This window comes from Nocardia acidivorans NBRC 108247 (genome assembly GCF_001625085.1).
GTDB classification, from domain to species: Bacteria; Actinomycetota; Actinomycetes; order Mycobacteriales; family Mycobacteriaceae; genus Nocardia; species Nocardia acidivorans.
This window is the reverse complement of record NZ_BDAW01000068.1, coordinates 19,260-45,999: the sequence shown is the minus strand read 5'-3', so window position 1 is coordinate 45,999 and position 26,740 is coordinate 19,260. Positions and strand designations below refer to the sequence as shown.

Sequence of the window (26,740 nt, the reverse complement as noted above, 5' to 3'; positions counted from 1 at the left end):
GGCGCGGGCCGAGCGGGCCGGCGTCCTGATCGGCGGACCGCTCGGCCTGTGTTTCCTGCCCGCCTTCGTCTGCCTGGGGATCGTGCCGGTGGTGATCGGGCTCGCGGGCCGCGTCCTGGGCGGCGGGCTGCTGTGAACGGAATCGACTGTGCCGATGCGGAACAGCCGCATCGGACGAGGGAGAGGAGAGATCGTGCGCACATCCATCGGGACCCTGGGGTGGAGCCTGCGGAACCGCCTGCTGCTGTTCGCGACCGCCGAAGACGGTATGAGCACGGCCGAATACGCCATCGGCACCATCGCGGCGGCCGCCTTCGGAGCCGTGCTGTACGGGGTGGTGACCGGCGACAGCATTGTGAACGCGCTCACCAAGATCATCGACAAAGCCCTGAAGACCTCCGTGAAGTGAGGCCGACGCGAAAGTCCGTCGCTCCCGGCCTCGGTGGTGCCGAGGGGATGGCGACCGTCGAGGCCGCCATCGCCCTGGCCGCCCTGGTCGCGGTGCTGGTGCTGTGTGCGGGCGCGCTGCTGGCGGTCTCGGCGCAGGTCCGGTGTGTGGATGCCGCGCGCGAGGCGGCGCGCCTGGCCGCGCGGGGTGAGGGTGCGAAGGCGGTCGCCGCCGGACAGCGGGTCGCGCCACCGCATGCCACTGTCGAGGTGCGCACGGAGGGGGAGCTGGTGACCGCGGTCGTCCGGGTGCGCGCCCCGCTGCTGCCGCTCACCCTGCATGCGGAGGCCGTGGCCGTCCGGGAGCCGGGGGAGACCTCGTGATGCGGTGGGTGCGGGGCGGTGAGGACGGGGGAGTGACGGTGGTCGCCGGTGTGGCGTTGCTCGCTTTATTGACCCTCACGGTGCTGATGGCGCAGGTCGGTGTCGCGGTGGCGGGCCGGCATCGGGCGCAGTCGGCGGCCGATCTGGCGGCCCTGTCGGCGGCGGCCGCGGCAGCGGGCGGTCGGCAGTCCGCATGCGCCGCGGCGGATGGGATCGGTAGGCGAATGGGAGTGCGGATGATCAACTGCGCGGTGCACGACTGGGATGTGTCGGTGACTGTCGAAGCGCGAATGTCGCTCGGCCCGCTGGGCAGTCGATCGGTGCGCGCGATGGCGCGTGCCGGACCTATGGACGATAGCGACTAATGGCGCCTATCTCGTACCGAGCGGTTGGTTAGACAATGAATGGCGCGGGCCACACCGCGTGTCGATCAATGTTGATATCGGATGAAAGCGCTAGGCGAATGGAACGGGCGCCGATCGCTTTCCAATTCATTTACGAGCGTCAATTCAAAGAATGCACAGGTAAATCCGCGATCGACATTATCGAACGGAGCAACTCTTCAGTTAACAGGATCACATCCCTTTTTATTCGACCATCGCTCGCGTGTTGCGAGACCCATCCCGGAGTGCTCCCGGAGCCGCCCGATACCTTCCAGCGGCCCGGATCGAACTACCTGGTCCGATGGCGTTCCGGCCTCGCTCCGGCGACGGCCCGGTCACGAAACGATATGGTCCCCGTCACCATCGCCGAGCTCGCCCAGCACCGCCGCCAGCAGCCGCGCCGCCCCGGCCTTGTCCAGCGGATTATTGCCATTTCCGCACTTCGGGGACTGTACGCAGGATGGGCAGCCGCTCGCGCAGCCGCAGGATTCGATGGCGTCCAGGGTCGCTCCGAGCCACTGCCGCAGCCGCGCGAACCCCCGCTCGGCGAAACCCGCGCCGCCGGGATGCCCGTCGTAGACGAAGACGGTGGGCAGCCCGGTATCGGGGTGTTCGGCGGTCGACACCCCGCCGATATCCCACCGATCGCAGATCGCGACCAGCGGCAGCATGCCGATTGCGGCGTGTTCGGCCGCGTGCAGCGCCCCCGGCGCCCGTTTCACGTCGATCCCGGCCCGGGCCAGCAGGTCCGGCGTGACGGTATAGAACACGGCCCGGGTCGGCAGCAGCTGTGCGGGCAGGTCCAGCGGGATCATGTCCAGCACCTCGCCACTGGGAAGTCTGCGCAGGTAGCCGATGACCTGGCGGGTCACCAGCACCCGTCCCAGGGCAATGGTCACGGCCCCGTGCGCATGCTCGCGGGTGACCTCCTCGATCTCGATGGAGGTCACCGCCCGCGCGCTGGTGGACCAGCCCGGGGTATCGGCGCGCACCAGCGCCACGCCCTCCGCCAAATCCAGCTCATCCACCACGTAGCTGTCGCCCTGATGCAGGTGAACGGCGCCTTCGTGCAGGGTGGCGGGTGCTCGCCCGGCATCGGTGGTGCCCAGCATGCGCCCGGTCTCGACATCCACGACCGCGATGGCCGCGCCGATGCCGCCGCGCACGTCGACCGCATCGTGCGGATGGGAATCGGCGGTGGTGAACCAGCGCGCCGAACCGTCCCGTCCGTTACCCGGCCGCCGCCGGATCAAACCCTGTTCAGCCAGGTCGGACAGCAGTTCCCAGGCTTGATACGCGAGCACCTCGGCATCGGTGAGCGGTTGTTCCATGGCCGCGCAGAGCAGATGGGGGCCCAAGATATAGGGATTGTGCGGATCGGTGATGGTGGCCTCCACCGGCCGTCCGAGCAGGGCCTCGGGATGGTGCACGAGGTAGGTGTCCAGCGGGTCGTCCCGGGCGATGAGCAGCACCAATGACCCCTGGGTGCGCCGCCCGGCCCGCCCGGCCTGCTGCCAGAACGAGGCCACCGTGCCCGGATAGCCCGCCACCACGACCGCGTCCAGCCCGGCGATGTCCACGCCCAGTTCCAGGGCATTGGTGGTGGCCGCGCCCAGTAGCGATCCCTCCGACAGCGCGGCCTCCAGCGCCCGCCGGTCCTCGGCCAGGTATCCGGCTCGATACGCGGCGATCCGGCCCGGCAGCGTGGGATCCACCTCGGCGAGCAGCCGCCGGGTGTCCATGGCGACGGCTTCGGCCCCGACCCGCGATCGCACGAAGGTGAGCGTGCGCGCCCCCTCGGCCACCAGATCCGCCATCACCTTGGCCGCCTCGGCCCCGGCCGAACGGCGAACCGCCGCACCATTTTCCCCGGTCACGCCCGCCCCGAGCAGCGGCGGCTCCCACAGCGCCACGGTCCGCGACCCCTGCGGCGACCCGTCCTCGGTGACCGCGACGCAGGGTGCGCCGATCAATCGGGAGGCCGCCTCGGCCGGCTCCGCGGTGGTGGCGGAGCACAGGACGAAGACCGGATCCGCGCCGTACCGCTGCGCCAGACGCCGGAGTCGCCGCAGCACCAGGGCCACATGCGAGCCGAAAACCCCGCGATAGGTGTGGCATTCGTCGACCACCACGTACCGCAATTGCCGCAGTAGCCGCGCCCACCGCTGATGGGAGCGCAGCATGCCGACGTGCAGCATGTCCGGATTGGTGAAGACCCAGCGGGCATTGGACCGCACCCACTGCCGGATCTCCATCGGCGTATCGCCGTCGTAGGGCGCGGGATGGATTCCCCGCAGCGGGTCCTGACCGGTGAGTTCATTGATCATCCGGAGCTGATCGGCCCCCAGCGCCTTGGTCGGCGAGAGATAGAGGGCGGTCGCGCGCGGATCCCGCTGCAATGCGGTGAGCACCGGCAGTTGATAGGCCAGCGACTTCCCGGAGGCCGTCCCGGTCGACACCACCACGTGCTGCCCCTGAGCGGCCAGGTCGGCGGCGTGGATCTGATGGGTCCAGGGTTCCTCGACGCCGGTGGCGCGCACCGCGGCTATCACGTCGGGGGAGCTCCATTCGGGCCATTTCGTGACCTGAGCCGCACGTGACGGTAGCTCCGCGATATGGGTGAGACGCGGGTCACCGGTACCCGCCCCGGTAAGGACACGATTCAGCAACGATCGACCATAGCTCGGGCTGTCACCGCCGCCGTCGCGGTCCACGGGATGCTCCGGATTCACGGTCGCGGGGCCTTCTTCGGCGAGGGGGGTGCGAAAGGTGTGTATCTCTGCTCCTCTACCTGCCATTTCACTACAGAGTAGCGGCCTGTGTCACAGGGGGTTTGCCGGATGCTCGCTCTGTTATCCGGAAGCAAACCTACTTCGAGTACGGATTTGGGCATTATGCCCCTCACCTGCGCATTCGCAAGATCAACTTTTTTGCAAATTGTGGGTAACTCGGCTGTTGAATTGCGCGCGGACATGGTTCACTGGTTCCTGGTCGCAAGCTTCTGTGTTCGAGGGAACGGATCCAAAGTCCAAACCATCAAGCAGGATCGATGTTGCGAACGGTGTACTGAGGCTTTCCTGCAGGGGGAACAGAGTACAGCGGTCTCAACGGACCCGGTGGACGAACCTACTTGTCTACCGTTCCGGTATGGAAAGAGAAGGAACAGAATGGCACAGGGAACTGTGAAGTGGTTCAACGCGGAGAAGGGGTTCGGCTTCATCGCGCCCGAGGACGGCTCCGCTGACGTCTTCGTCCACTACTCCGAGATCCAGGGTTCGGGCTTCCGTACTCTCGAGGAGAACCAGAAGGTCGAGTTCGAGGTCGGCCAGGGCACCAAGGGCCCGCAGGCCACCGGTGTTCGCGCGCTCGGCTGAGCGGGCCAACCCCACAATCCCGTCCCCCACCGCCATCGGCGGTGGGGGACGACCCATATCTGGACCCACTACACTCGATCACGACCCGGGGCCATATCGTCGCTGCGACCGAGGCTGAGCCTCTGAACACGGTATAAACGTTGCTGGCAGCGATAATCAGTAGTCGCAGCCGCTTGCCCCAGCCGCGTAATGCGCGCACAGCCAGCGCCGCGCGGATCGACAGGAAAGGTGTGTTCGCCGGTGGCAACACGAGACCGCGGTGCATCGCCGAACTCCAAGGCAGCGCCCGACCAGGGCCGCCCCCTGCGTCGTCTCGTGATCGTCGAGTCGCCGACCAAGGCCCGCAAAATCGCTCCCTACCTGGGGCGCGGCTATGTCGTGGAGGCCTCGGTGGGGCATATTCGCGACCTGCCACGGGGCGCGGCGGATGTTCCGGCCAAATACAAGGGCATGCAGTGGGCGCGCCTGGGCGTCGATGTCGACAATGACTTCGAGGCCATCTATGTGGTCAGCCCGGATAAGAAGGCCAAGGTCGCCGAGCTCAAGAGCCTGCTGGCCGACGCCGACGAGCTGTATCTCGCCACCGACCCCGACCGCGAGGGCGAGGCCATCGCGTGGCATCTGCTGGAGACGCTGAAGCCCAAGGTGCCGGTCCGGCGCATGGTTTTCCATGAGATCACCGAGCCCGCCATCCTCGCCGCGGCCGCCGACACGCGCGAGCTCGACAAGGATTTGGTCGACGCGCAGGAGACCCGGCGCATCCTCGACCGGTTGTACGGCTACGAAGTCTCGCCGGTGCTGTGGAAGAAGGTCATGCCGCGATTGTCGGCGGGCCGCGTGCAGTCGGTGGCGACGCGTGTCATCGTGCAGCGCGAGCGTGAGCGCATGGCGTTCCGCTCGGCCGAGTACTGGGATATCGCGGCCAAGCTGGACGCGGGCGACCAGGGCGAGGGTAATCCGCGGGTCTTCGGTTCGCGGCTGGTGACCGTCGACGGCGCCCGCGTGGCGACCGGTCGCGATTTCGGTTCCGACGGTCGGTTGAAGTCTTCCGGTGTGACGGTGATCGATGCCGGTTACGCGCAGCGGTTGGCCGAGTCGCTGCACGGGGTCGATCTCACGGTCACCTCGGTGGAGTCCAAGCCGTACACCCGCAAGCCGTACGCGCCGTTCATGACCTCGACCCTGCAGCAGGAGGCGGCGCGCAAGCTGCGTTTCACCTCCGAGCGCACCATGCGCGTGGCGCAGCGGCTGTACGAAAACGGCTACATCACCTATATGCGTACCGACTCGACCACGTTGTCGGACACCGCGATTCAGGCCGCGCGGGCGCAGGCGACGCAGCTGTACGGTGCGGAGTACGTGAGCCCGACGCCGCGTCAGTACACCCGCAAGGTGAAGAACGCGCAGGAGGCACACGAGGCGATCCGCCCCTCCGGTGATGTGTTCGTCACGCCGGGGCAGATCCATTCGCGCGTCGACAATGACGAATTCCGGCTCTACGAGCTGATCTGGCAGCGCACGGTGGCCTCGCAGATGCAGGACGCGCGCGGCACCACCATGACGGTGCGCATCACCGGTGTCGCCAATACCGGTGAGGAGTGCGTGTTCTCCTCGTCCGGCCGGACCATTACGTTCGCGGGCTTCCTCAAGGCGTATGTGGAGAGTGTCGACGAGGAGGCGGGCGGCCAGTCCGATGACGCCGAATCGCGTCTGCCCGCCCTGACCGAGGGCCAGGGCGTGACGGCGGTGGAGCTGCTGCCCGATGGGCACACCACCAATCCGCCCGCGCGCTTCACCGAAGCCTCACTGATCAAGACTTTGGAAGAGCTCGGTATCGGGCGTCCTTCCACCTACGCCTCGATCATCAAGACGATTCTCGATCGCGGATACGTGTACAAGCGCGGTAGTGCGCTGGTGCCGTCGTGGGTGGCGTTCGCGGTGGTCGGGCTGCTCGAAGCGCACTTCGGCAGGCTGGTGGACTTCGACTTCACCGCGGCCATGGAAGACGACCTCGATGCCATTGCCGGTGGACGTGAGCAGCGCGGAAACTGGTTGTCCTCCTTCTACTTCGGTGGCGATCACGGTGCCGAGGGTTCGGTGGCCCGCGAGGGCGGACTGAAGAAGATGGTGGGCGAGCGGCTCGACGGTATCGATGCGCGCGAGGTCAATTCGATCAAGCTGTTCCGCGACGAAGAGGATCGCGAAGTCGTGGTCCGGGTCGGCAAGTTCGGCCCGTATCTGGAGCGCATGATCGTCAATCCCGATGACCCGGAAGGGGATTCGATCTCGCAGCGGGCGAACCTGCCCGATGATCTGCCGCCGGACGAGCTGACCCCCGAGGTCGCCGAGAAGTTGTTCTCGACGCCGCAGGAGGGCCGTTCACTCGGGGTCGATCCCGAGAGCGGGCACGAAATCGTCGCCAAGGAAGGACGTTTCGGTCCGTACGTGACCGAGGTGCTGCCCGCGCCGCCGGAGGACGCCGAGCCCAAGAAGGGCGCGAAGAAGGTCGAAGCGCCTAAGCCGCGCACCGGATCGCTGTTCAAATCCATGGATTTGGAGAGTATTACGCTCGATGACGCGCTCAAGCTGCTGTCGCTGCCGCGCGTGGTGGGTGTGGATCCCGAGACGAATGCGGAGATCACCGCGCAGAACGGCCGCTATGGGCCGTATCTGAAGAAGGGCACCGATTCGCGGTCGCTCACGGGTGAGGACCAGATCTTCACCGTCACTTTGGACGAGGCGCTCAAGATCTACGCCGAGCCCAAGCGGCGCGGCGGCCAGTCCGCGAGCGCACCGCCGCTGCGGGAGCTGGGGGTGGATCCGGTGTCGGAGAAGCCGATGGTGATCAAGGACGGCCGGTTCGGACCGTATGTCACCGATGGCGAGACCAATGCCAGTCTGCGCAAGGGCGATGAGGTGGAGTCCATCACCGATGCGCGCGCCTCGGAACTGCTGGCGGACCGGCGGGCGCGCGGGCCGGTGAAGAAGGCGGCCAAGAAGACCGCCGCGAAGAAGGCTCCGGCCAAGAAGGCGGCGGCGAAGAAGACCGCCGCGAAGAAGGCGGTCGCCTCCAAGACGACGGTGGTCAAGAAGGCGGCGGCGAAGAAGGCCGCGGCCAAGACCGCGGACGGGGTCACCACCAAGAAGGCTGCGGCTGCCAGGAAAGCTGCCGCGTCCAAGTCTTGATCAACGCCCCGATCAGCTATTTCCTGTCGGTGCCCTGACGTAGCGTGTGGTTCGAACACGCACCGGCGGAAGGGCATTCGAATGACAGTCGACCACGAGCGCGAAGAGTTGATCACCGTACTGGCGAGTCAGCGCGAGCTTTTCCGAATCACCCTGCGGGGCATCGAGGATGATCAGGCGCGACAGCGCAGTACGGTCAGTGAACTGACGCTCGGCGGTCTGCTGCACCATATCGTCAATACCGAACGGCATTGGACGACCATCCTGGTCGAGCGGGACCCGAACTCCGAATTCGATGTCTCCGGAATGGATTCCGAGTACCGGCTGGATCCGGACGAGACGGTGCAGGGTCTGCTCGCCGAGTGGGAGGCGGTCGCCGAGCAGACAGCCAAGGTGATTCGGGAGCTACCCAATCTCGAGGATTCGGTGCCGACGCCGACCGCGCCGTGGGCGCCCGAGCGGCAGTGGCTGACGGTCCGGTACATCCTGCTGCACATTCTGCGTGAGATTTCGCAGCACTCCGGGCACGCCGACATCATTCGCGAAGCGCTCGATGGTGCGAACACCACGTACCAGCGCGCGGTCTGAGCTGTCGTAGGTCGCCAGTAGTCTGTACGGCGTGGCAGGAGTCTTCGATCGGCTGGTGGGACAGGATGCGGTCGAGTCCGAGCTGAGGAGCGCGGCCGAGGCGGCGCGGGGCGGGGCGGTCGTTTCGGCATCGGCCATGACGCATTCGTGGTTGTTCACCGGTCCGCCCGGTTCGGGTCGCTCGGTGGCGGCGCTGTGTTTCGCGGCGGCGCTGCAGTGCACCGATTCGGGTGCGGTGGGATGCGGGAAGTGTCATGCCTGCACCACCACCATGGCCGGAACGCACGGCGATGTGCGGCGCGTGGTGCCGGAGGGTTTGAGTATCGGCACCAAGGAGATGCGCGAGATCGTGCAGGTCGCCTCGCGGCGGCCCAGTACCGGGCGCTGGCAGGTGGTTGTCGTCGAGGATGCCGACCGCCTCACCGAGGCCGCCGGAAACGTGCTGCTCAAGGTGGTGGAGGAGCCGCCCGCCCGCACGGTCTTCCTACTCTGCGCACCGTCGGTGGATCCGGAGGATATTTCCATCACGCTGCGTTCGCGCTGTCGCCACGTGCATTTGGCGACGCCCTCGGTGGATTCGATCGCCAAGGTCCTGCGTGAGCGCGACAATCTCGCACCCGAACAGGCCAACTGGGCGGCCTCGGTGAGCGGCGGTCATGTCGGCCGGGCTCGCCGTCTGGCCACCGATGAGGAGGCCCGCGCCCGCCGCAAGCGCGCCCTGGCCCTGGTGGCGGCGACCGCCCGCCCCGGTGTGGCCTACACTGCCGCCGACGAATTGGTGAAGTCCGCCGACGATGAGGCCAAGCAGGTCAGCGCCACCCGCGATGAGAAGGAGCGCGACGCCCTGGCGACCGCGCTCGGCGCGGGCGGCACGGGTAAGGGCGCGGCCTCGGCCACCCGCGGTTCGGCGGGCGCGCTCAAGGATCTGGAGAAGCGTCAGAAGTCCCGCGCCACCCGCACCGGCCGTGACGCCCTCGATCGCGCGCTCATCGATGTGGCCGGTCTCTACCGCGATGCCCTCGCCGTCCGCTTCGGCGCCGCCAACGCCACCGCGAAAACCGGTGTCGCCCTTACCCATCCGGATATGGCCGACCAGATCCGCGAACTCGCGACCGATATCCGCCCCGAGGGCCTGCTCCTCTCAATCCAGGCGGTCCTGGATTGCCGCGCCGCCCTGGACACCAATGTGAAACCCCGCTTCGCGGTAGCCGCCATGGTCGCGGGCCTGATAGCGGCCCGTTCCGCGTGAGGATCACCACCGATTTTCGCGATCCGCCCCTCAACAGATAGACTCGCCTCGCCGCAAGGCACGCCGCCTTAGCTCAGTCGGTAGAGCGCTTCACTCGTAATGAAAAGGTCGGGGGTTCGATTCCCCCAGGCGGCTCCACGGAAAAGGCCCCCGGCGCACAAAGCGTCGGGGGCCTTTTCGCTTGTGCCGGGGTGGGTCAGGAGACCAGGCCGCGGCCGGTGGTGAGGGGGAGGTCCGTGGCGGTGAGTAGGCCGGGGCGGGCTTGGACCAGGGCGGGGATGGCGCTGACCAGGCGGGCGGCGGTGCCGACTACGCCGGCTTCGGCGTGGTCGCCGTTGCTGTAGAGCTGTAGGTCCAGGAGGTAGTCGGGTTCGCCCTTGATTTCGACTCGGTAGCAGCCCTTTCCGGCGGGTTGGGGCCAGTGGGGGGCGAGGTCGGGGTGTAGGCGGGTGACGTGTTCGAGGGTGAGGATTTCGCGGCCGGCGCGGACACCGTGGACTTGGAAGCGCAGGGCGGCGGCGGTGCCGGGTGCGATGGTGCGCGTGCCGACGGTGAGTTCCTCGGTGGCGGGGAGGCGCTCGAAATGCTGTGTGACCGTATCTAATTCGATGTCCAGGGCGGAGGCGAGCTGGCGGATGACGCTGCCCCAGGCGAGGGTGAGGATGCCGGGTTGCAGCAGCATGGGCAGGTCGTCCAGCGCGCTGCCGAAGCCCATGATGTCGAACAGCACCTTGGGGTTGTCGTAGGTGGAGTAGTCCATGATCTCCGAGCAGATGACGGCGTCGATGCGCTCGGAGCCGCTGGAGAGCAGCAGGGGGAGCCAGTCGTTGGCCCAGCCGGGGTCGATGCCGTTCACCCAGAGTGAGGCGCCGCCCTCGGTGGCGGCCTCGATAATCGGGTCGATGGCCTCGTCGGGCAGGGTGCCGTAGGGGAATTGCAGGAAGACGGGGCTGCTGGAGACCACATTGATGCCCGCGCGCAGGAACATCTTCAGGTCTTCGACGGCCTCCATGAGGCGGTCGTCGGCCATGGCGGTGTGCACGATGCAGTCCGGTTTCAGGGCGATCAGGGCTTGTGCGTCCGTGGTGGCGGTGACGCCTATCTCGCGGTCCAGGCCCGCGAGTTCGCCGGCGTCCTTACCTGCCTTGGCGTCGCTGGAGACCCAGACGCCGACCAGTTCGAGTTCGGGGCGGGCGATGATGGAGCGGAGGGTGCGGCGACCGACATTGCCGGTACTCCATTGCACGACACGGTATTTCATTGCGGGCTCCGGTTTCACAGGTCGGGCAGGCCGAGTTCCAGGTTGGGGGCCTCGATGCCGCCGTCGACCTCGAGGATTTTGCCGGTGATGTAACCGCCCGCCGCGGAGGTGAGGAAGACGATGGCGGCGGCGATCTCCCACGGTTCGCCGAGGCGGCGCAGCGGGGTCGCGCCCTCCATCTTGGCCTTGATTTCCGGTTGCTGTGCAACGACTTCCAGCGCGGAGGTGAGTACCGAGCCGACGGCGATGGCGTTCACGCGAACGCGCGGTGACAGGTCGCTGGCGGCCATGCGGGTCCAGTGCGCGAGGGCGGCCTTGGCGGTGCCGTAGGCCAGGAAGCCGCGGCCGGGTGCGCGGCCCATCATCGAGGAGATGCTGACGACCGAACCGCCGTCGTTCTTCAGCATGTGCGGCAGCGCGGCCTGGGTGAGGGCGTGCGCGGTGGACACATTGAAGTGGAAGGCGTCCTCCAGGAATTCGGGGGAGGTGGTGGTGAAGGTGTTCGGCATGGTGCCGCCGACATTGTTGACGACGATGTCCAGGCGGCCGAGTTCGGCGGCGGCGGTGTCGGCGAACTCGGTGACGGTGGTGAGGTCGTTGAGATCGCAGGGGACGATGACGGCGCGGCGGCCCAGCGCGCGGATCTTGCCCGCGACCTCCTCGAGCTGTGCGGGGGTGCGGGCGGCCAGGGCGACGTCGGCGCCGGCCTCGGCCAGGGCCAGCGCGGTGGCGGCGCCGATACCGCGGCCCGCGCCGGTGACGACGGCGACGCGGCCGTCCAGTCGGAAGGTGTCCAGGATCATCGAGTCAGTCCTATCGAAGTGATGGCAGTCACTCAGAGCTTTAAGAAATTGTTCTTAAATGTCAAGGACTAGTTCTTTACCAGCTGGTGGGCGGCTACTCTGCTCACTGTGACGAGCAGGGAACGGATCATCCTCGCCGCCGAGCGACTGATTGCCGAACGTGGGCAGGCGGTACCGCTGCGCGATATCGCCGCCGCCGCCGGACAGCGCAATAATTCGGCGATCCAGTACCACTTCGGTTCCCGGGACGGGCTCATCGAGGCGATCGTGGAGTTGCGGCTGGCCACCCTCGAGGTGCGCCGACTGCAACTGCTCGCCGAACAGGTGGGTGCGAACGACGGGGTGCACGGCCTGCTGGAGGCGCTGGTGGTGCCGATGTTCGAACTCGGTGTACACGGGATCAGCCACTACGCGCGCTTCTTCGAGCAGATTCACACCCACCCCGCCGTCACCGACGCGTCGAATCTTGACAGCGCGGGGCGCACCTCGGTGCGCATCATCATGCAGCGCCTCGATGACGAATTGACCGCTCTCCCACCGCGATTGCGGGTGCATCGGCTGCGCGCTCTGCCCACCATGCTGTTCGCGCTGCTCGCCGATCATGAGCGGGCGGTGGAATCGGGCCGGGTGGCCGCGGGCGAGGTCGGCGCCTGGGCGGAGGTCATCGATATGCTCGCGGGCGCATTGACCGCGCCGGTGAGCGCGCGGGCGCCGATTCGCTGAAAGGCTACTGCGAGTAGGCGGTCGGGGGAGCGGGCGGGATGTAGTGCACCGGCTGGGTGGGCGGCTCTTGGGAATTCGCGGGGATCGCCGGGGCGGGGACGGTCAGGTCGGCGGCCGGCTCGGGGCGCACCGGCGCGGACCGGCCGCGCCGTTGGGTCAGCAGGTAGCCGCCCGCGCCGAGCAGCGCGAGTACGGCCAGGACGACCAGGGACCAGTCGAAGGGGTAGCCCAGAATGAGGCTTCCCGCCTTGGCGATGATGATCACCGCGAGGAGACCGGCGGATGCCGCCGCGCGGGCGATCCTGCCGCCGTCGGCTCGGCGCTTGCTCATACGACCTACCTCCCCCGAATCGAAAACCGTTGCCGGGGAAGCATACCCACGAGTCTGTCCAGTTGATCGAGCGCACAGGGGGTGCGAAGTCGCGCGCGGTATGGCGGGCGGGCGGGGGCGCGGTTACGGTTGTCTGGTGGATACCGCGCAGGCGCTCGACGCCGAATCAGCTGCTCACCCCAGGTGGTTGAGTGCTGGATTGCCGCTGCTCGCGGGTGCCGCGGTGGCCGGTGGGCTGGTGCTGCTGCATTTTCGAGATCCGCATGTGCAGGGCTCGTACGGTATCTGCCCGTTCAAGGAATTGACGGGATGGTGGTGCCCCGGCTGCGGCGGGCTGCGCGGGTTGCACAATCTCACCGAAGGCCATGTGCTCGACGCCATCCACAGCAATATCCTGCTGTTCCCACTGCTGCTGGGCTTCCTGGCGTGGTGGGGAACCTGGGTGGTGCGCGGGTTCCAGGGCCGCACGCCGCCACCGCGACTACCGCAGGTGCTGCCCAAATCCGCCCTGTGGGTGACCGTGGCACTGCTTGTCTTCTATACCGTGCTGCGCAATACGCCGTGGGGTTCCTGGCTCGCACCGGTGTGATCGGTGCGGCGGCGTGCCTGGCCGGTACACCGCCGTCGATCAGGGCATGCTCGGGATATGAGTGAATCGTTGAAGGAACGTGTGCGCGCGAAACTGATCAGGCAGCTCGAAGAGGATGGGCCGCCGGATCCGGATCAGGAAGATACGCGCCAGGTTTCGGTGCGGGACGATCTCGACATACTCGAGGCCGTCGCCGAGGACGATCCATTCGTCGAGGAACTCGCCCGGCGCTATCTGGTGTTCTGAGCTGGAAACCGCTCAGAATCCACAGGGCGCGGCACCCCCGTCGGAACCGCCGAAAGGGCGGGTCTCCGGGGTTGGGTTCCAATGCCCCTCGGTCTTGGCGTAACCCCAGGCCGGGCCGTTCTCGACCAGGGTGGAGACGGCGTCGATGAGGCGGTCCACATCGGCGGCGGTGGTGCCCAGGCCGATGCTGGCGCGCAGTGCGGCGTCCACGCCGAGGCGCGACAGCAGCGGGTGGGCGCAGAAGCGGCCGTCCCGCACGCCGATGCCGTGCTCGGCCGAGAGGTAGGCGGCCACCTGACCGGGTTCGAAACCGTCCACGGTGAACGCCACAATGCCGACGGCATCGGTGCTGTCCCGCCAGATGCGCAGGAAGTTCACGCCCGGAACGGTTTTCAGGCCGTAGCGCAGCCGGTGGGTGAGGTACTGCTCATGTTCGAGCACGGTGGTCTCGTCGAATTCGGCGAGGGCGTCGCAGGCGGCGGCGAGTGCGGCCACCCCGAGCACATTGGGGGAACCGGCCTCATGGCGCTGCGGCGCGGGCGCCCACTCGACGCTGTCGGAGGTGACCGAGCGCACCGCGCCGCCACCGGCCAGGTACGGCTCGGCCGCATCGAGCCAGTCGCGGCGGCCCACCAGGACGCCCGCACCGAACGGCGCGTACGCCTTGTGGCCGGAGAAGGCCAGATAGTCGATCCCGCTGGTGCGCAGGTCGATACGGCGGTGCGGGGCCAACTGGGCGGCGTCCACCAGCACCCGGGTGCCGCACTGGTGCGCGATCCAGGCCAGTCGCTCCAGCGGGAGCAGTTCGCCCGTCACATTGGAGGCACCCGTAATGGCAAGCAGCGCAGCGGGTTTGCTGCACAGCTCGGCGACGACGCGCTGAATGGTCTCCTCGATGGTGTCGGCGATCGGCACCACGCGGCGGCCGTTGCGCACCCACGGCAGGAAGTTGGCGTGATGCTCCACATCCAGCACCACGGTGTCGCCGGGTACGCAGGCGGCGAGCAGGTTCAACGAATCGGTGGTGTTGCGGGTGAAGACCACGACCTGGTCATCGGCGGCATTGAGGAAGCGGGCGACCGAACCGCGGGCCGATTCGTAGCAGTCGGTGGACACCCGGGAGGCGTAGCCCGCGCCGCGATGCACGCTGGCGTAGAACGGCAGCAACTCCTGCACGCGGGCGGTGACCTGCGCCAAAGCCGGTGCGCTGGCGGCATAGTCGAAGTTGGCGTAGCGGATGGCGCCGCCCTGCACCAGGGGTACCTCGAGCTCACAACCGGAGACGGTGGCCAGGGCGGTGCAGGTCTGATCGGCGAATGCGGTCATCACGAAAATCCCATCGGACTGGGACACGCGATCGGAAAAAGAGAGATCGATGTGTCCGCGCTTGCCGCGCCCGGTCGGGCGGCGGCCCGGTCGTCACCTGGAGCACCCCACCGCGGAGGAGGGTTGCCGACCAGCTAGCCAGGGCTTTGCGCTGGTACTCATGACCTGGTTGAAGAGGCTGGCAGAAGATCGAGGGTCTTGTCAACCCCTTCCGGAAAATCATCCGAAAGTTGGATCGGTCGCACCGAAAAGATCGAATCGCGAGATCGTTGCTGAAGCGTATGGTCGAAGACAAAGTTAGGGTAGCCAAAGGTGGGCACCCCGGAGCCGTAGTAATCGACCCGACCGAGGAGCTCGACCATGTTGGACACCAGCACGCCGTTCTCGACGCTCATTCGCAGCGCCACCGAGCAGCAGCACGCCGAGGCCGAGCATTCCACGTTCATGAAGGATCTGCTCACCGGGCAACTCGGTGTCGAGGCGTTCTACCGCTATACCTCGCAGCTCTGGTTCGTCTATTCCGCGCTCGAAAAGCATTCCGCCGCACTGGTTTCCGACCCGGTCGCGGGACCTTTCGTGAAGCCGGAACTCAATCGCCTGGCCGCGCTCGAGGCCGACCTCGCCCACCTGGGCGGCCCGCGCTGGCGCGATGAGCTGACCGCGCTGCACACCACCGCCGCCTACGCCGCCCGCATCGAGGAGTGCGCGACCCAGTGGCCCGCCGGTTACGTGGTGCACCACTACACCCGCTATCTGGGCGATCTCTCCGGTGGCCAGGTCATTCGCGGTACCGCCGAGAAGCTCTGGGATCTGCCGAAGAAGGGCGACGGCGTGCGCTTCTACGTCTTCGATCAGATCACCAACCCGGCCGCGTTCAAGCGCGATTACCGCGAGGCGCTGGACGCGCTGCCCATCGAGGGCGCGGATGTGGACCGGGTGCTGGACGAGGCTCGACTGGCCTTCACCATGAACACGAATGTGTTCCGCGATCTGGGCGCGGAATTCAGCGCGCGGAACTGAATATCCCAGCTCGGGGGAGCTGTCGGACCTGTTGCCTACCGGCAGGTCCGGCGGCTTTTCGGTTTATCGGCTTGCGCCGGTCCCGCCCGATGCGCTGCGATTGACCCGTGAGTCTTCCCCTGCTGCTGAGCTTCATCGGACTGTGTGTGCTGTTGGCGCTCACCCCCGGCCCGGATACCTTTCTGGTACTGCGCTTTTCGATGGCCGGGCCGCGTCCGGGAATCGCCGCCGCGGCGGGATCGGCCTGCGGCGGCATCGTCTGGGCGGTGGTGGTCGCGGCGGGAGTGGCGACGCTGCTGGAGCAATCCGCCACCGCGTATCGCAGTCTGAAGGTGATCGGCGGGATCTACCTGCTGTACCTGGGGATTCGAGCGCTGCTGGCGCATCGCAAGGGTCTGGCCGAACCGGAGTTGGAGCAGTCGGGTGCTCGGGTCTCCTCGGTTCGCTCGGCATTCGCCGCCGGATTGCTGTCCTGTGTCTTCAATCCGAAGGTGGGCCTGTTCTACCTCGCCGTGCTGCCGCAGTTCCTCGCACAGGTGAATTTCGTCAACGCGCTCACCCTGGGCGCGATCGAATCCACCATCGCCGCAGCGGAAATGGTGCTGTTGGCGGTGGCGGCCGCGCGCGCGGTGACCCTGCTGCGCAGGCCGAAGGTGCGTGATCGGCTGGAGCAGGCCAGTGCCGCAATTCTCGCGGCCCTGGGTGTCGGGACGGTGGCCTCGGCGGCGTGAGCCGGGTGTCAGTCGGCGATCTCGGCGCGGTGGTAGACGCCGTTGTAGTAGACCAGCGGGCCGACGGCGGGCGCGTCCTCGGTGTTGTCGTGCACCCGGGTGACCAGGCCGACCACCAGGGTGTGATCGCCGATCGGGATCAGCTGATGCACGGTGGCGCGCACCCAGATCGGGGTGCCGTGCAGGACGGGTTCGCCGGATTCCAGGGTGGTCCAGAGCGATCGGTCGGTGAAACGATCCTCCGCGCTGCGACTGAACCGCTGCGCCAGATGTTTCTGATGTTCGCCGAGGAAGTGCACGACCACCGATTTCGCCCGGGTCAGCGCGGCGATGCTGGAGGAGGTCTCGGCGATGTTGAACGAGATGAGCGGCGGCTGCGCGGAGAGCGAGGCAAACGAGGTCGCGGTAAAACCGACCGGTCCGGCTTCGGAGTTCAGCGTGACAATGGTGACGCCCGCCGGATAGTGCCGCATGGCGGCGCGATACTGCTGGGCGGTGATGCCGCTCAGGTCGTCGGGCACATGTAGCTCGGCGCCAGGCGTCGGAGAATCGGTCACCTTCCGAACCTACGTCCCATCCCCGCCGGATATTCCATCGGCGGTGCCGACCTGCCGATTCTTAATCGACATCAATGGCCAGACCTGCGGTTATCCGAATCAACTCGCCAAAGGTCGTGCGAAAGACGGTATTCGGATGCCCGCCCGCCGCCCACAGTTCCGAGTACGACCCGAGCGCGTTGTCGATGAAGGTCGGCAGGTTGATCGGATGCCCGACCGGGGCCACCCCGCCCACCGGCTGCCCCGTCACCTGCCGCACCATGGCGGCCGGGGCCCTGGTCAGCGCGCCGTCCAGGCGTTGGCCGGTGCGCTCCAGATGCACGGTGTGCGCACCGGACACGAGCAGCAGCACCGGATCGTCGTCGAGCAGGAAGACCAGCGATTTGGTGATCGCGCCGATATCCACGCCGAGGGCCTGGGCGGCGTCGGCCGCGGTGGGGGTGGGTTGCGGCTGGGTGAGGATCACCCCGTGATGGCCGCGGGCGATGAGCGTGTCGGAGACTTTGGAGGCGACCGGTGGCAGGGACCTGCGCATGCCACCCAGAGTAGAGCGATTGCGGTGAATGTGCCCGGTAGTGCGGAAAGCGATGCGGGACAGCGGATTGCGCATCGGATTCACACCGCCCGCCCATGCCCTCCGCACCCCCGATACGCTGGACCGATGACCGATTGGAAGGCTTTCGAGGTCGAAAGCAAGGACCACATCGCGACGGTGACGCTGACCGGTCCCGGCAAAGGCAATGCCATGGGCCCGGACTTCTGGCGCGAACTGCCGCTCATCTTCCGCGAGCTGGACGAGGATCCGCAGGTGCGGGCCATTGTCCTGACCGGCTCGGGCAAGCACTTCTCCTACGGGCTGGACCTGCCCGCCATGAGCCCGCTGTTCGGGCCGCTGCTCGCCGATAAGGCGCTCGCCGGACCGCGCACCGACTTCCTGCGGCATGTGCGCGAGATGCAGGCCTCGGTCACCGCGGTCGCCGATTGCCGCAAGCCGGTGATCGCGGCGGTCTCGGGCTGGTGCATCGGCGGCGGGCTCGATCTGATCGCGGCCGCCGATATCCGGCTGGCCAGCGCCGAGGCGAAGTTCAGTCTGCGCGAGGCCAAGGTGGCCATCGTCGCGGATATCGGTTCGCTGCACCGGCTTCCGGGGATCATCGGTGAGGGGCATCTGCGCGAACTCGCCTACACCGGCAAGGATATCGATGCCGCCCGCGCGGAGAAGATCGGTTTGATCAACGACGTCTTCGCCGATCGCGACGCGGTGCTGGACGCGGCGTACGCGCTGGCCCGCGAGATCGCCGAGAATCCGCCGCTGGTGGTGCAGGGCATCAAGGATGTGCTGGATCAGCCCAAGGCGGGCAAGGTCGCGGACGGGCTGCGCTACGTCTCGGCCTGGAATTCGGCCTTCCTGCCCTCGCAGGATCTGACCGAGGCGATCCAGGCCGTCTTCGAAAAGCGCCCCCCGAAGTTCCAAGGGAAGTAACAACTCTCGAAAGTCTCCGGTGCTCCGGCCCGGAAACCCCTGGCCTCCCGGTTCCCTCGCGCTTATCGTGAGCGAGGGACCGGGGAGGGTTGGTCATGGCTACATCCGAGGTGAGCTCGTCGACCGATGAGGGTGGCTTCACCCATCGGCAGATTCTGGTGATTCTCAGCGGGCTGCTGCTCGGCATCCTGCTGGCGGCGCTCGACCAGACCATCGTGTCCACCGCGATTCGCACCATCGCCGATGACCTGCACGCGTATTCGCTACAGGTGTGGGCGACCACGGCGTATCTGATCAGCGCCACGCTGGCCACACCGCTGTACGGCAAACTCTCGGATATGTACGGCCGCAAGCCCTTCTATCTGGCGGCCATCACCATCTTCCTGACCGGTTCACTGCTCTGCGCGTTCGCGCACTCCATGTACGAGCTGGCCGCTTTCCGCGCCGTGCAGGGATTGGGCGCGGGCGGGCTGATGTCGCTGGCGCTCACCATCGTCGGCGATATCGTCAGCCCGCGCGAGCGCGCGAAGTATCAGGGCTACTTCCTGGCCGTATTCGGCACCTCGAGTGTGCTCGGGCCGGTGCTGGGCGGATTGTTCGCCGGGCAGGAGAGCATTCTCGGCATCTCGGGGTGGCGCTGGGTGTTCCTGGTCAATGTGCCGATCGGCATGTTCACCCTGCTGGTGGTGACCCGGGCGCTGCGTCTGCCCGCGCGGGAGCGCTCGCGTGATCGCGTGGACTACTGGGGTGCGCTGGTACTGGCCATCGGCATCACGCCGTTGCTGATCGTGGCCGAGCAGGGTCGCGAATGGGGTTGGGGCAGTACGCGATCGGTGCTCTGCTACGTCATCGGCACACTCGGCGTCATCGGTTTCGTCGCGGTGGAGGCGATGCTGGGCGAGGCCGCGCTGATCCCGCTGCGCATCTTCGAGAACCGGACCTTCGCCTTGGGCGTGGTGATCTCGTTCGTGGTGGGCGCCGGCATGTTCGGCGGAATCCTGTTGCTGCCGCAGTATTTGCAGGCGGTGCGCGGGGCGAGCCCCATGATCGGCGGTTTGCAGATGCTGCCCATGGTGCTGGGCATGATGGTCGGCTCGATCATCTCCGGGCAGTTGATCTCCCGAACCGGTCGTTACAAGGTCTACACGCTGATCGGCGCGGGGATGATCACCCTCGGGCTGTTCCTGCTGCACTATCTGAAGGCCGACACCTCGTACTGGCTCGTGGTGCTGTTCATGCTGTGCGTGGGGTTCGGGCTGGGCAATCTCATGCAGCCGCTCATCATCGCGCTGCAGAATGCGTTGCCGCCCAGGGATATGGGCGTCTCGACGGCGGCGGCCACGTTCTTCCGGCAGATCGGCGGCACCCTGGGCGCGGCGGTCTTCCTGTCGGTGTTGTTCACGCGGCTGAGTCCGAATATTCGCACCGAACTCATTGCGGCGAGCCCTGATCCGGAATTTCAGCGGGCGCTGCTCCAGGGCGCGCACGATGGCAATCCGGCGGATATGGCGCTCTCACAAGGGCTTTTGAAACAGGACACCGCGACCGCGCAGAGCGTGCTCAGTGACAGTTCGGTGATCCAGAAGCTGAATCCGGTGCTGGCCAAGCCTTTTCAGGTGGGTTTCGCGGAATCGCTGTCCACGGTATTCCTCACCACCTCCGGGGTGGCGCTGCTGGCGTTGATTCTGGTGGCCTTCTGGAAGGAAGTGCCGCTGCGAACAACGGCGGGCGGCGCGCACACCGCACCACCCGCCGCGTGATTCGAGCCGAGCTCAGTGCCCGCCCTGCTCCTGCAACCGCGCGTACGCCTCGGTGACCAGGCTCTCGGCCTTGGCGCGGTTCTCCCAGCCCTCGACCTTGACCCACTTACCGGGCTCCAGATCCTTGTAGCGCTCGAAGAAGTGCGCGATCTCCTTGCGCTGGAACTCCGGGATGTCCTCGACGTCCTGGATGTGATCCCAGCGCTTGTCCTTGTTCGGGACCGCGACCAGCTTCTCGTCGGTGCCGGCCTCATCGCTCATGATGAGCACGCCCACCGGACGGGCCTCGACCAGCACACCCGGGAACACGGGCTCGGGCAGCAGCACCATGCAATCCAGCGGATCGCCGTCGCCGCCGAGGGTGTTCTCGATGTAGCCGTAGTCGGCCGGGTACATCATCGGCGTGTACAGGTAGCGGTCCAGCCGCACCCGGCCGGTCTCGTGGTCTACCTCGTACTTGTTGCGCTGACCCCGGGGGATCTCGATGGTGACGTCGAACTCCACGTCATCTCCTTCTTCGGTGCGGGTATGGCTGCCGACTCGCCAGCTCGTTCGGGGGAACGACTGCGCAACGAGGATAGTGTGGTCCCCGGATGCGTGGGTTCGGCAGGGACGGGTATCAGGGAGACGGCGGCAGGTGGCTCGGAACAAGCAGAACATCGGTGGGCTGGAAGCCAAGCGGCGTCGGAAGACCTGGATCCTGGTGGCATCGGTGGTGGTCGTGGTGCTGGGTATCGCCGCGGGTGTGATCGTGACGCTGAAACCGTGGACGGACGAGTTCCGGCACGGGGGCTTGACGATCGCCGATCCGCCGTCGCCGACTCAGCCGCTGCCGCAGGTCGCGCCCGCGCCGCCGACCGCGCCCGCCCCGACCGCCAAGGGTTTGGCCGCGGCGCTGGCCCCGGTGGTGGGCAATCCGGATCTGGGCACCTTCGCCGCCTCGGTCTCCGATGCCGACAGCGGCAAGGTGCTGTGGACCACCGATCCGGACAAGCCGATGATTCCGGCTTCCACCGCCAAGGTGCTCACCACGGCCGCCGCGCTGCTGGCGCTGCCGCCGGACCATCGGGTGACCACGCAGGTGGTGACGGGCGCGGCCGCCAATGAGCTGGTGCTGGTCGGCGGCGGCGATCCCACGCTGACCGCGCAACCGGACGGTAAGGGCTACTACCCGGACGGGCCGAAGCTCTCGGATCTGGTGGCGCAGATCAAATCCTCCGGTCACAAGCCGGACACCATTGTGGTGGACACCTCGGCGTACACCGGATCGACCATGGCGCAGGGCTGGGATCCGGCCGATATCGGCGGCGGGTCCATCGCACCCATCGATCCGGTGATGATCGACGGCGGGCGGTTGAATCCGCTGGTCGAGTACTCGCCGCGCTCGGCCACCCCGGGGCTCGACGCCGGTCGCAGGCTCGCACAGGAGCTGGGACTCGATCCGGCCAAGGTCCGGCTCGGCACCGCGCACGCGGGTGCGGCCAAGGTTGCGTCGGTGCAGTCCGCACCGCTGCGGGATCGCCTGCGCGACATGATGGTTCACTCCGATGATGTGCTGGCCGAGACCATCGGCCGGGAAATCGCCGTCGCCGCGGGCTCGGAGGCCTCGTTCACCGGGACGGTCACCGCCATGGCGACCACGCTGCGCGCCGCCGGATTCGACACCAACGGCCTCACCCTGCTGGACGCCAGTGGACTCTCGGTGGACGATCTGATTCCGCCGCGCCTGCTGGATCGCATCGTCACCGTCGCGGCGCTGCCCAACAGCGGTGACGGACAGGGCAATTCGAGTGTGACCGGGACCGCGAACGCCGTGCCGGATCCGCTCGCCGGCCTGCTCGACTATCTGCCCGTGGCCGGGGCCACCGGCTCGCTGTCCGAGCGCTACACCAGCCGCGATCGGGCGGGCGCGGGCTGGGTGCGCGCCAAGACCGGAACTCTGGACGTGGCGAGCGCGTTGGTCGGATATGTGCTGGATCGCGATGGGCGCGTACTGACCTTCGCGCTGATGTCCAATCAGCGGCTGCCCGAACAGAGTCGCCCCGCATTGGACGCCATCGCAGCCGCACTGCGCAACTGTGGCTGCTCCTGACGGGTGGATAACTATGACCGGACCCGAACACCCTGCCGACCGGCCGGGCGCAGAGACAGGTCGTGCCGATGAGAATGCTTCCGGCGGAACCGAATACGCGGGCGGTGAGGTCGTGACCACCGACACTCGGGAACCGGTGCGGTTGAAGAACTCGCTGACCGGATCGGTCGACTGGGGTATCGCCGCGCGCACCGGCGCCGCGCTGGCGCCCTCCGGACCGCGCACCACGCGTTATTCGGCCGAGCAGGCGGTGCTGGAGCTGGCCGAGGCCTCCCGGCGGGCCGAGGGCCCGGTGCGCGAAGTGAGCGGTCTGCTCGACGGGTTCGCCGTGCCCGAGGCGCGGGTGGTGGATCGCAAGGGCTGGATCGCGGCCGCCGCGGAGTCCATGGCCCAGCTCACCGGAACCGGCGTCGAAGCCGGTGGCAAGGGCAGATTCGTCGGCAAACCGGCGGGTGTGCAGGCCGGGGCCATGCTGGCGTTCCTGTCCACCGCGATCCTGGGTCAGTACGACCCGTTCAGCGGTCCGGACGGCACCCTGCTGCTGGTGGCGCCCAACATCATGGCGGTGGAGCGCGCACTCGGCGTGCCGTCCAGCGATTTCCGGCTCTGGGTATGCCTGCACGAGGTGACCCATCGCGTGCAGTTCTCCTCCGCGCCGTGGCTGGCCGACTATATGCAGCGCAATGTGGAGATCCTCGGCGAGGCCGGGGAGGAACCCATGGCCGATATGCTCGGCCGCCTGCTGGAGGCGGTGCGGGATCGCCGCCGCGGTATCGAGGATCCGGCGGGCGGCATGGTCGGCCTGCTGCGCGCCACCCAGGCCGAACCGCAGCGCGAGGCGCTGGACCGGATGCTCATGCTCGGCACGCTGCTGGAGGGCCACGCCGATCACGTGATGGATGCGGTGGGCCCGGCCGTGGTGCCGTCGGTGACCCGCATTCGCGCGGCCTTCGATCAGCGGCGCAAGCGGCCCGGCAATCCGCTGCAGCGACTACTCCGCGCGCTGCTGGGCATGGATGCCAAAGTGGCGCAATACGTTCGGGGCAAGGCGTTCGTGGACGAGGTGGTGGACACCGTCGGCATGGATCGGTTCAACACCATCTGGACCGATGCGGACACCCTGCCGCGCACCGATGAGATCGGTACCCCGCGGCGCTGGGTCGATCGCGTAGTGGGCTGAGCGGCGCACCCCGCGCGATCGGTCCACGGGCCTCGCGCATGGGGCGCGACAGCCCACTCCGCACGAGGGCCGGTGGTCGCCCGGCACCGTCGTGCGACGATCTGGGAGTGAATTCCCGTCCCCGGCTACCCGAGACGCGTGCGGCGCTGGAGATGCGTCATGCCGTGCGGGACTGGCTGGGCCGCTATGCGCCGGACGGCGGGGTCGTCGTCGGATTGTCCGGTGGGGCGGACTCCTTGGCGTTGACGGCGACGGCGGTGGTCGAGGCCGAGGTGGTGGACGCGTGCATCGTCGATCACGGCCTCCAGGAGGGGTCGGCCGCGGTCGCCGCGCGGGCGGCGGAGACCGCCCTGCGCCTGGGCTGTCGTTCCGCGCGAGTTCTCACCGTGGGAGTGGGAACCGGGGGCGGCCTCGAGGCGGCGGCTCGACGCGCCCGATATGCCGCGCTGGACGCGGCGCGGCTGGAATTGGACCATTCGCCCCCGCGGATCGATCGGGGAGCCCCCGATCCGAGCGCCTCGTATCCCCGGCCGCACGGCAGTCGATCGGGTAAGCCGGTTCTCCTGGGGCACACCCTCGATGACCAGGCCGAGACCGTATTGCTCGGCCTCGCGCGGGGATCCGGCGGCCGTTCGATTCAGGGCATGACCGAGTACTCCGAACCCTGGGGTCGCCCGCTGCTCGGTGTGCGGCGCACCGTGACTCGGCAACTGTGCGCGGATCTCGGGCTGACGCCCTGGGAGGATCCGCATAATTCGTCCCCCGATTTCACCCGCGTACGACTGCGCACCGAGGTGCTGCCGCTGCTCGAGGAGGTGCTCGGCGGGGGAGTGGCCCCGGCGCTCGCCCGCACCGCCGCTCAGCTGCGCGAGGACGGCGCGACCCTGGATGCGCTAGCCGAGAATTTGCTGAATGCCGCGATTGATGGCCCGGCCCTGACTCTGGAGACGCTCACCACTGCCGCGCCCGCGCTGCGGCGACGCGTCATTCGGGCATGGCTGCTGGCGGGCGGCGCAAAATCATTGACGGACAGCAATTTACGCGCGGTCGAGGCGCTGGTCACCGACTGGCGCGGGCAGGGCGGGGTCGCGGTCGGCGGTGCGGTCAGCGGGACCAGGTTGGTTGCCGCGCGTGAACGTGGCAGGCTCATACTGACCCACAGCGAACCCGATCGGGGTCGACATCATCACTGAAGGGAAACCAGGCCACGTGTACGGGGATGACATCGCGTCGGTGCTGATCAGCGAAGACGAGATCGCGAGCAAGATCGATGAGCTCGCCGAACTGGTCGCCAAGCGTTATCCCGCCGGTGCTCCCGAGGGTGATCTGCTGCTGGTGGGCGTACTCAAGGGCGCGATCTTCTTCATGACGGATCTGGCCAAGCGGCTGACCGTGCCCACCCAGATGGAGTTCATGGCGGTCTCCTCCTACGGTTCCTCCACCTCGTCCTCGGGCGTGGTGCGGATCATGAAGGATCTGGACAAGGACATCGCCGGGCGAAATGTGCTCATCGTCGAGGACATCATCGACTCCGGTCTGACGCTGTCGTGGCTGCTGCGCAATCTGTCCAGCCGCAATCCGGCCTCGCTGGAGGTGGTGACGCTGCTGCGCAAGCCCGACGCGCTGCGCACCCAGGTCGATGTGATGGCGGTCGGTTTCGATATTCCGAACGAGTTCGTGGTCGGTTACGGCCTGGATTACGCGGAGCGGTACCGGGATCTGCCCTATATCGGCACCTTGGACCCGAAGGTGTACGGCGGCTGAATCCGTCCGTTTCAGCGCTCTCGACGAGACCGTCCGCCGGATTCGGTGGGCGGTCTTCCGCTGTGATGTGACGAAACTCACGCTGAAGGCGCGGGGTCGGTGAAACCGGTTGCGAGCCCCCTTTGCTGAGCGTCGGCCGTCGAGTCGCGCCGGTCGGCGGGGGTGTGTAGCGTGGTGTGTGTTACTGCTGGTCACATGACCGCATGAATTTCGGGGGTGCCCATTCGGGCGAATGGCCAGGAATTCGCGGTGCCGGTTACCGGAAAGTTTCGGGCTGGTCCTATGCTGTCTTTAACAAACCTGACGGCTGTTTTCTGCCTCGATTTCAAACTTTCGGGTCGGATACGGCTGGATATTCAAGACCGATTCTGATAGCAAGGGGCTATGGACCCGCATTTGCGCGACCTGCGGTATTTCGTCGCCGTCGCTGAGGAACTGCATTTCACCAACGCCGCCCAGCGGCTGCACATCGCACAGCCCACGCTGTCTCGGCAGATTCGGCAGCTGGAGCGTCAGCTCGACGTGGTCCTGTTCGACCGCAATCAGCGCAGTGTGGCCCTGACTGTCGCGGGCAAGGAACTGCTGGAGGGTGCGCGCCGCATCCTCGAGCTCTGGGAGGTCACCAATGTCGCGCTGCAGGAGGCGGGTGAGGTGCTGCGCGTCGGCATCCAATCCTCCATCGGCCGCGGCCTGATCACCGATCTGGAGAGCGCCAGCGGTCACCGGCTCGCCCTGCACTCCGCATCCTGGACCGACCCGTCCAGTGGCCTGGCCGGGCGCCAGGCGGACCTGGCGCTCATGTGGCTGCCCGTACCCGATACCGGCCGGTATCGATGGCAGGTGCTGCGCACGGAGCCGCGCTGGGTGCTGCTGCCGGAGAACCACCCGCTCGCCGGGCAGGAGACCATCGAATTCGCGGCCCTGGCCGATGAGCCCTTCATCGCCATGCCCGCCGAAGCCGGTGCGGCCCGCGACTTCTGGCTCGGCGCGGATGCCCGCGGCGGTCGCCAGGCCAAGATCGGCGCCGAGGCGGCCACCGCCGAGGAGCGCCTGGAGGCGGTCTCGCTCGGACTCGGCGTCTGCCTGCTCGCCGAGAACAATGTGCCCATGTACCGCTGGCCCGGCCTGACCGCGCGACCCGTCGCCGGTTTGGCCCCGTGCGAACTGGCCGTCGCGTGGCGCGCCGATGACGATCGGCCGACCATCCTCGAGTTCGCCGCCCGCGTGCTCGAAGGCGGCTTCGCCGACCGGGAACCGGTCGCCGCGCAGTAGCTCGGAGTCACGGCGGTAGTGGGTCGGAGGCACTACCGCCGGTCGAGCGTG

Annotated in this window: 27 protein-coding genes, 1 tRNA gene, 1 pseudogene and 1 riboswitch; of the genes and pseudogenes, 21 read left to right on the top strand and 8 right to left on the bottom strand. The window is 67.4% G+C overall.

Features of this window, described 5'->3' with window-relative positions; genetic code table 11:
* The 4 genes and pseudogenes from NA10_RS38945 to NA10_RS28760 form a co-directional block, all read left to right on the top strand.
* Positions 1-136 (top strand): annotated as a pseudogene (locus NA10_RS38945) (type II secretion system F family protein); the annotation flags it as partial.
* Between the two features lie 57 nt (positions 137-193).
* Entirely contained in the window at positions 194-409 is a 216-nt protein-coding gene (locus NA10_RS28770) for a DUF4244 domain-containing protein (protein WP_373862440.1), read from the top strand.
* A 47-nt stretch (positions 410-456) separates the two neighbouring features.
* Positions 457-771, top strand: coding sequence for a TadE family type IV pilus minor pilin (locus NA10_RS28765; protein WP_067573514.1), 315 nt, complete (start codon positions 457-459; stop codon positions 769-771).
* Positions 771-1,136 (top strand): Rv3654c family TadE-like protein, encoded by a 366-nt coding sequence (locus NA10_RS28760; protein ID WP_067573512.1) that lies wholly within the window; start codon positions 771-773, stop codon positions 1,134-1,136. The genes NA10_RS28765 and NA10_RS28760 overlap by 1 nt, the downstream gene beginning before the upstream one ends.
* A gap of 353 nt (positions 1,137-1,489) precedes the next feature.
* Here the strand turns inward: NA10_RS28760 and sftH are convergent, their stop codons facing one another.
* Positions 1,490-3,868, bottom strand: coding sequence for a DEAD/DEAH box helicase (sftH, locus tag NA10_RS28755; RefSeq protein ID WP_067573532.1), 2,379 nt, complete (start codon positions 3,866-3,868; stop codon positions 1,490-1,492).
* Between the two features lie 453 nt (positions 3,869-4,321).
* Between sftH and NA10_RS28750 the strand changes: the two genes are divergently transcribed.
* From NA10_RS28750 to NA10_RS28730, 5 genes are all read left to right on the top strand, one after another.
* On the top strand, positions 4,322-4,528 hold the full coding sequence (locus tag NA10_RS28750) for a cold-shock protein (RefSeq protein ID WP_067573509.1): 207 nt from the start codon (positions 4,322-4,324) through the stop codon (positions 4,526-4,528).
* Between the two features lie 315 nt (positions 4,529-4,843).
* On the top strand, positions 4,844-7,714 hold the full coding sequence (topA, locus tag NA10_RS28745; protein WP_245677970.1) for a type I DNA topoisomerase: 2,871 nt from the start codon (positions 4,844-4,846) through the stop codon (positions 7,712-7,714).
* A gap of 81 nt (positions 7,715-7,795) precedes the next feature.
* Positions 7,796-8,302, top strand: coding sequence for a DinB family protein (locus tag NA10_RS28740; protein ID WP_067573505.1), 507 nt, complete (start codon positions 7,796-7,798; stop codon positions 8,300-8,302).
* 31 nt (positions 8,303-8,333) lie between these two features.
* Positions 8,334-9,551: a DNA polymerase III subunit delta' gene (locus tag NA10_RS28735; RefSeq protein ID WP_067573503.1), complete on the top strand. Its 1,218-nt coding sequence runs from the start codon at positions 8,334-8,336 to the stop codon at positions 9,549-9,551.
* A gap of 62 nt (positions 9,552-9,613) precedes the next feature.
* A tRNA-Thr gene (locus NA10_RS28730) sits at positions 9,614-9,689 on the top strand.
* A gap of 58 nt (positions 9,690-9,747) precedes the next feature.
* On the opposite strand, the gene NA10_RS28725 is transcribed toward NA10_RS28730, so the two are convergent.
* The gene (locus tag NA10_RS28725) at positions 9,748-10,812 is read right to left on the bottom strand and encodes an NAD(P)H-dependent amine dehydrogenase family protein (RefSeq protein WP_067573530.1); all 1,065 of its coding nucleotides are present in this window, start codon (positions 10,810-10,812) and stop codon (positions 9,748-9,750) included.
* A gap of 14 nt (positions 10,813-10,826) precedes the next feature.
* The gene (locus NA10_RS28720) at positions 10,827-11,615 is read right to left on the bottom strand and encodes an SDR family oxidoreductase (RefSeq protein ID WP_067573502.1); all 789 of its coding nucleotides are present in this window, start codon (positions 11,613-11,615) and stop codon (positions 10,827-10,829) included.
* A 108-nt stretch (positions 11,616-11,723) separates the two neighbouring features.
* Between NA10_RS28720 and NA10_RS28715 the strand changes: the two genes are divergently transcribed.
* Positions 11,724-12,338, top strand: a complete 615-nt coding sequence (locus NA10_RS28715; protein ID WP_084515360.1) for a TetR/AcrR family transcriptional regulator — start codon at positions 11,724-11,726, stop codon at positions 12,336-12,338.
* 4 nt (positions 12,339-12,342) lie between these two features.
* Here NA10_RS28715 and NA10_RS28710 read toward each other — a convergent pair whose 3' ends face one another.
* A complete protein-coding gene (locus NA10_RS28710) occupies positions 12,343-12,669 on the bottom strand; it encodes a hypothetical protein (protein WP_067573498.1) in 327 nt (108 codons plus the stop codon).
* A 136-nt stretch (positions 12,670-12,805) separates the two neighbouring features.
* On the opposite strand from NA10_RS28710, the gene NA10_RS28705 reads away from it, so the two are divergent.
* Both NA10_RS28705 and NA10_RS28700 read left to right on the top strand, forming a co-directional pair.
* Entirely contained in the window at positions 12,806-13,258 is a 453-nt protein-coding gene (locus tag NA10_RS28705) for a DUF2752 domain-containing protein (RefSeq protein ID WP_067573528.1), read from the top strand.
* A gap of 57 nt (positions 13,259-13,315) precedes the next feature.
* The gene (locus tag NA10_RS28700) at positions 13,316-13,504 is read left to right on the top strand and encodes a hypothetical protein (RefSeq protein WP_067573496.1); all 189 of its coding nucleotides are present in this window, start codon (positions 13,316-13,318) and stop codon (positions 13,502-13,504) included.
* Positions 13,505-13,516: 12 nt separating this feature from the next.
* On the opposite strand, the gene NA10_RS28695 is transcribed toward NA10_RS28700, so the two are convergent.
* Positions 13,517-14,830, bottom strand: a complete 1,314-nt coding sequence (locus NA10_RS28695; RefSeq protein ID WP_067573526.1) for an aminotransferase class V-fold PLP-dependent enzyme — start codon at positions 14,828-14,830, stop codon at positions 13,517-13,519.
* A 52-nt stretch (positions 14,831-14,882) separates the two neighbouring features.
* Positions 14,883-14,996: riboswitch (SAM riboswitch) on the bottom strand.
* 194 nt (positions 14,997-15,190) lie between these two features.
* Here NA10_RS28695 and NA10_RS28690 point away from each other — a divergent pair.
* Positions 15,191-15,850, top strand: coding sequence for a biliverdin-producing heme oxygenase (locus NA10_RS28690; RefSeq protein ID WP_067573494.1), 660 nt, complete (start codon positions 15,191-15,193; stop codon positions 15,848-15,850).
* 107 nt (positions 15,851-15,957) lie between these two features.
* Positions 15,958-16,581, top strand: a complete 624-nt coding sequence (locus NA10_RS28685) for a LysE family translocator (protein WP_067573492.1) — start codon at positions 15,958-15,960, stop codon at positions 16,579-16,581.
* An 8-nt stretch (positions 16,582-16,589) separates the two neighbouring features.
* On the opposite strand, the gene NA10_RS28680 is transcribed toward NA10_RS28685, so the two are convergent.
* A complete protein-coding gene (locus NA10_RS28680; RefSeq protein ID WP_084515370.1) occupies positions 16,590-17,054 on the bottom strand; it encodes a flavin reductase family protein in 465 nt (154 codons plus the stop codon).
* Positions 17,055-17,199: 145 nt separating this feature from the next.
* Positions 17,200-17,673 carry a YbaK/EbsC family protein gene (locus NA10_RS28675; RefSeq protein WP_067573524.1) on the bottom strand — a complete coding sequence of 158 codons (474 nt, stop codon included), beginning with the start codon at positions 17,671-17,673 and terminating at the stop codon, positions 17,200-17,202.
* Between the two features lie 126 nt (positions 17,674-17,799).
* Between NA10_RS28675 and NA10_RS28670 the strand changes: the two genes are divergently transcribed.
* Positions 17,800-18,621 (top strand): crotonase/enoyl-CoA hydratase family protein, encoded by an 822-nt coding sequence (locus NA10_RS28670; RefSeq protein WP_067573487.1) that lies wholly within the window; start codon positions 17,800-17,802, stop codon positions 18,619-18,621.
* Between the two features lie 95 nt (positions 18,622-18,716).
* Complete coding sequence (locus NA10_RS28665; RefSeq protein WP_174562565.1) at positions 18,717-20,381, top strand: MDR family MFS transporter; 1,665 nt, start codon at positions 18,717-18,719, stop codon at positions 20,379-20,381.
* A 12-nt stretch (positions 20,382-20,393) separates the two neighbouring features.
* Here NA10_RS28665 and ppa read toward each other — a convergent pair whose 3' ends face one another.
* A complete protein-coding gene (ppa, locus tag NA10_RS28660) occupies positions 20,394-20,885 on the bottom strand; it encodes an inorganic diphosphatase (protein WP_067573484.1) in 492 nt (163 codons plus the stop codon).
* Positions 20,886-21,039: 154 nt separating this feature from the next.
* Between ppa and dacB the strand changes: the two genes are divergently transcribed.
* The 5 genes from dacB (at position 21,040) to NA10_RS28635 (ending at position 26,689) form a co-directional block, all read left to right on the top strand.
* Positions 21,040-22,473: a D-alanyl-D-alanine carboxypeptidase/D-alanyl-D-alanine endopeptidase gene (gene dacB / locus NA10_RS28655; protein ID WP_067573523.1), complete on the top strand. Its 1,434-nt coding sequence runs from the start codon at positions 21,040-21,042 to the stop codon at positions 22,471-22,473.
* 13 nt (positions 22,474-22,486) lie between these two features.
* Positions 22,487-23,653, top strand: coding sequence for an Rv3626c family coenzyme F420 biosynthesis-associated protein (locus tag NA10_RS28650; RefSeq protein WP_084515356.1), 1,167 nt, complete (start codon positions 22,487-22,489; stop codon positions 23,651-23,653).
* Positions 23,654-23,805: 152 nt separating this feature from the next.
* Positions 23,806-24,846 (top strand): tRNA lysidine(34) synthetase TilS, encoded by a 1,041-nt coding sequence (gene tilS, locus NA10_RS28645; protein ID WP_067573482.1) that lies wholly within the window; start codon positions 23,806-23,808, stop codon positions 24,844-24,846.
* Positions 24,847-24,862: 16 nt separating this feature from the next.
* Complete coding sequence (gene hpt / locus NA10_RS28640; protein ID WP_067573480.1) at positions 24,863-25,417, top strand: hypoxanthine phosphoribosyltransferase; 555 nt, start codon at positions 24,863-24,865, stop codon at positions 25,415-25,417.
* Positions 25,418-25,801: 384 nt separating this feature from the next.
* Positions 25,802-26,689, top strand: coding sequence for a LysR family transcriptional regulator (locus NA10_RS28635; RefSeq protein WP_067573478.1), 888 nt, complete (start codon positions 25,802-25,804; stop codon positions 26,687-26,689).
* Positions 26,690-26,740 lie beyond the last annotated feature (51 nt).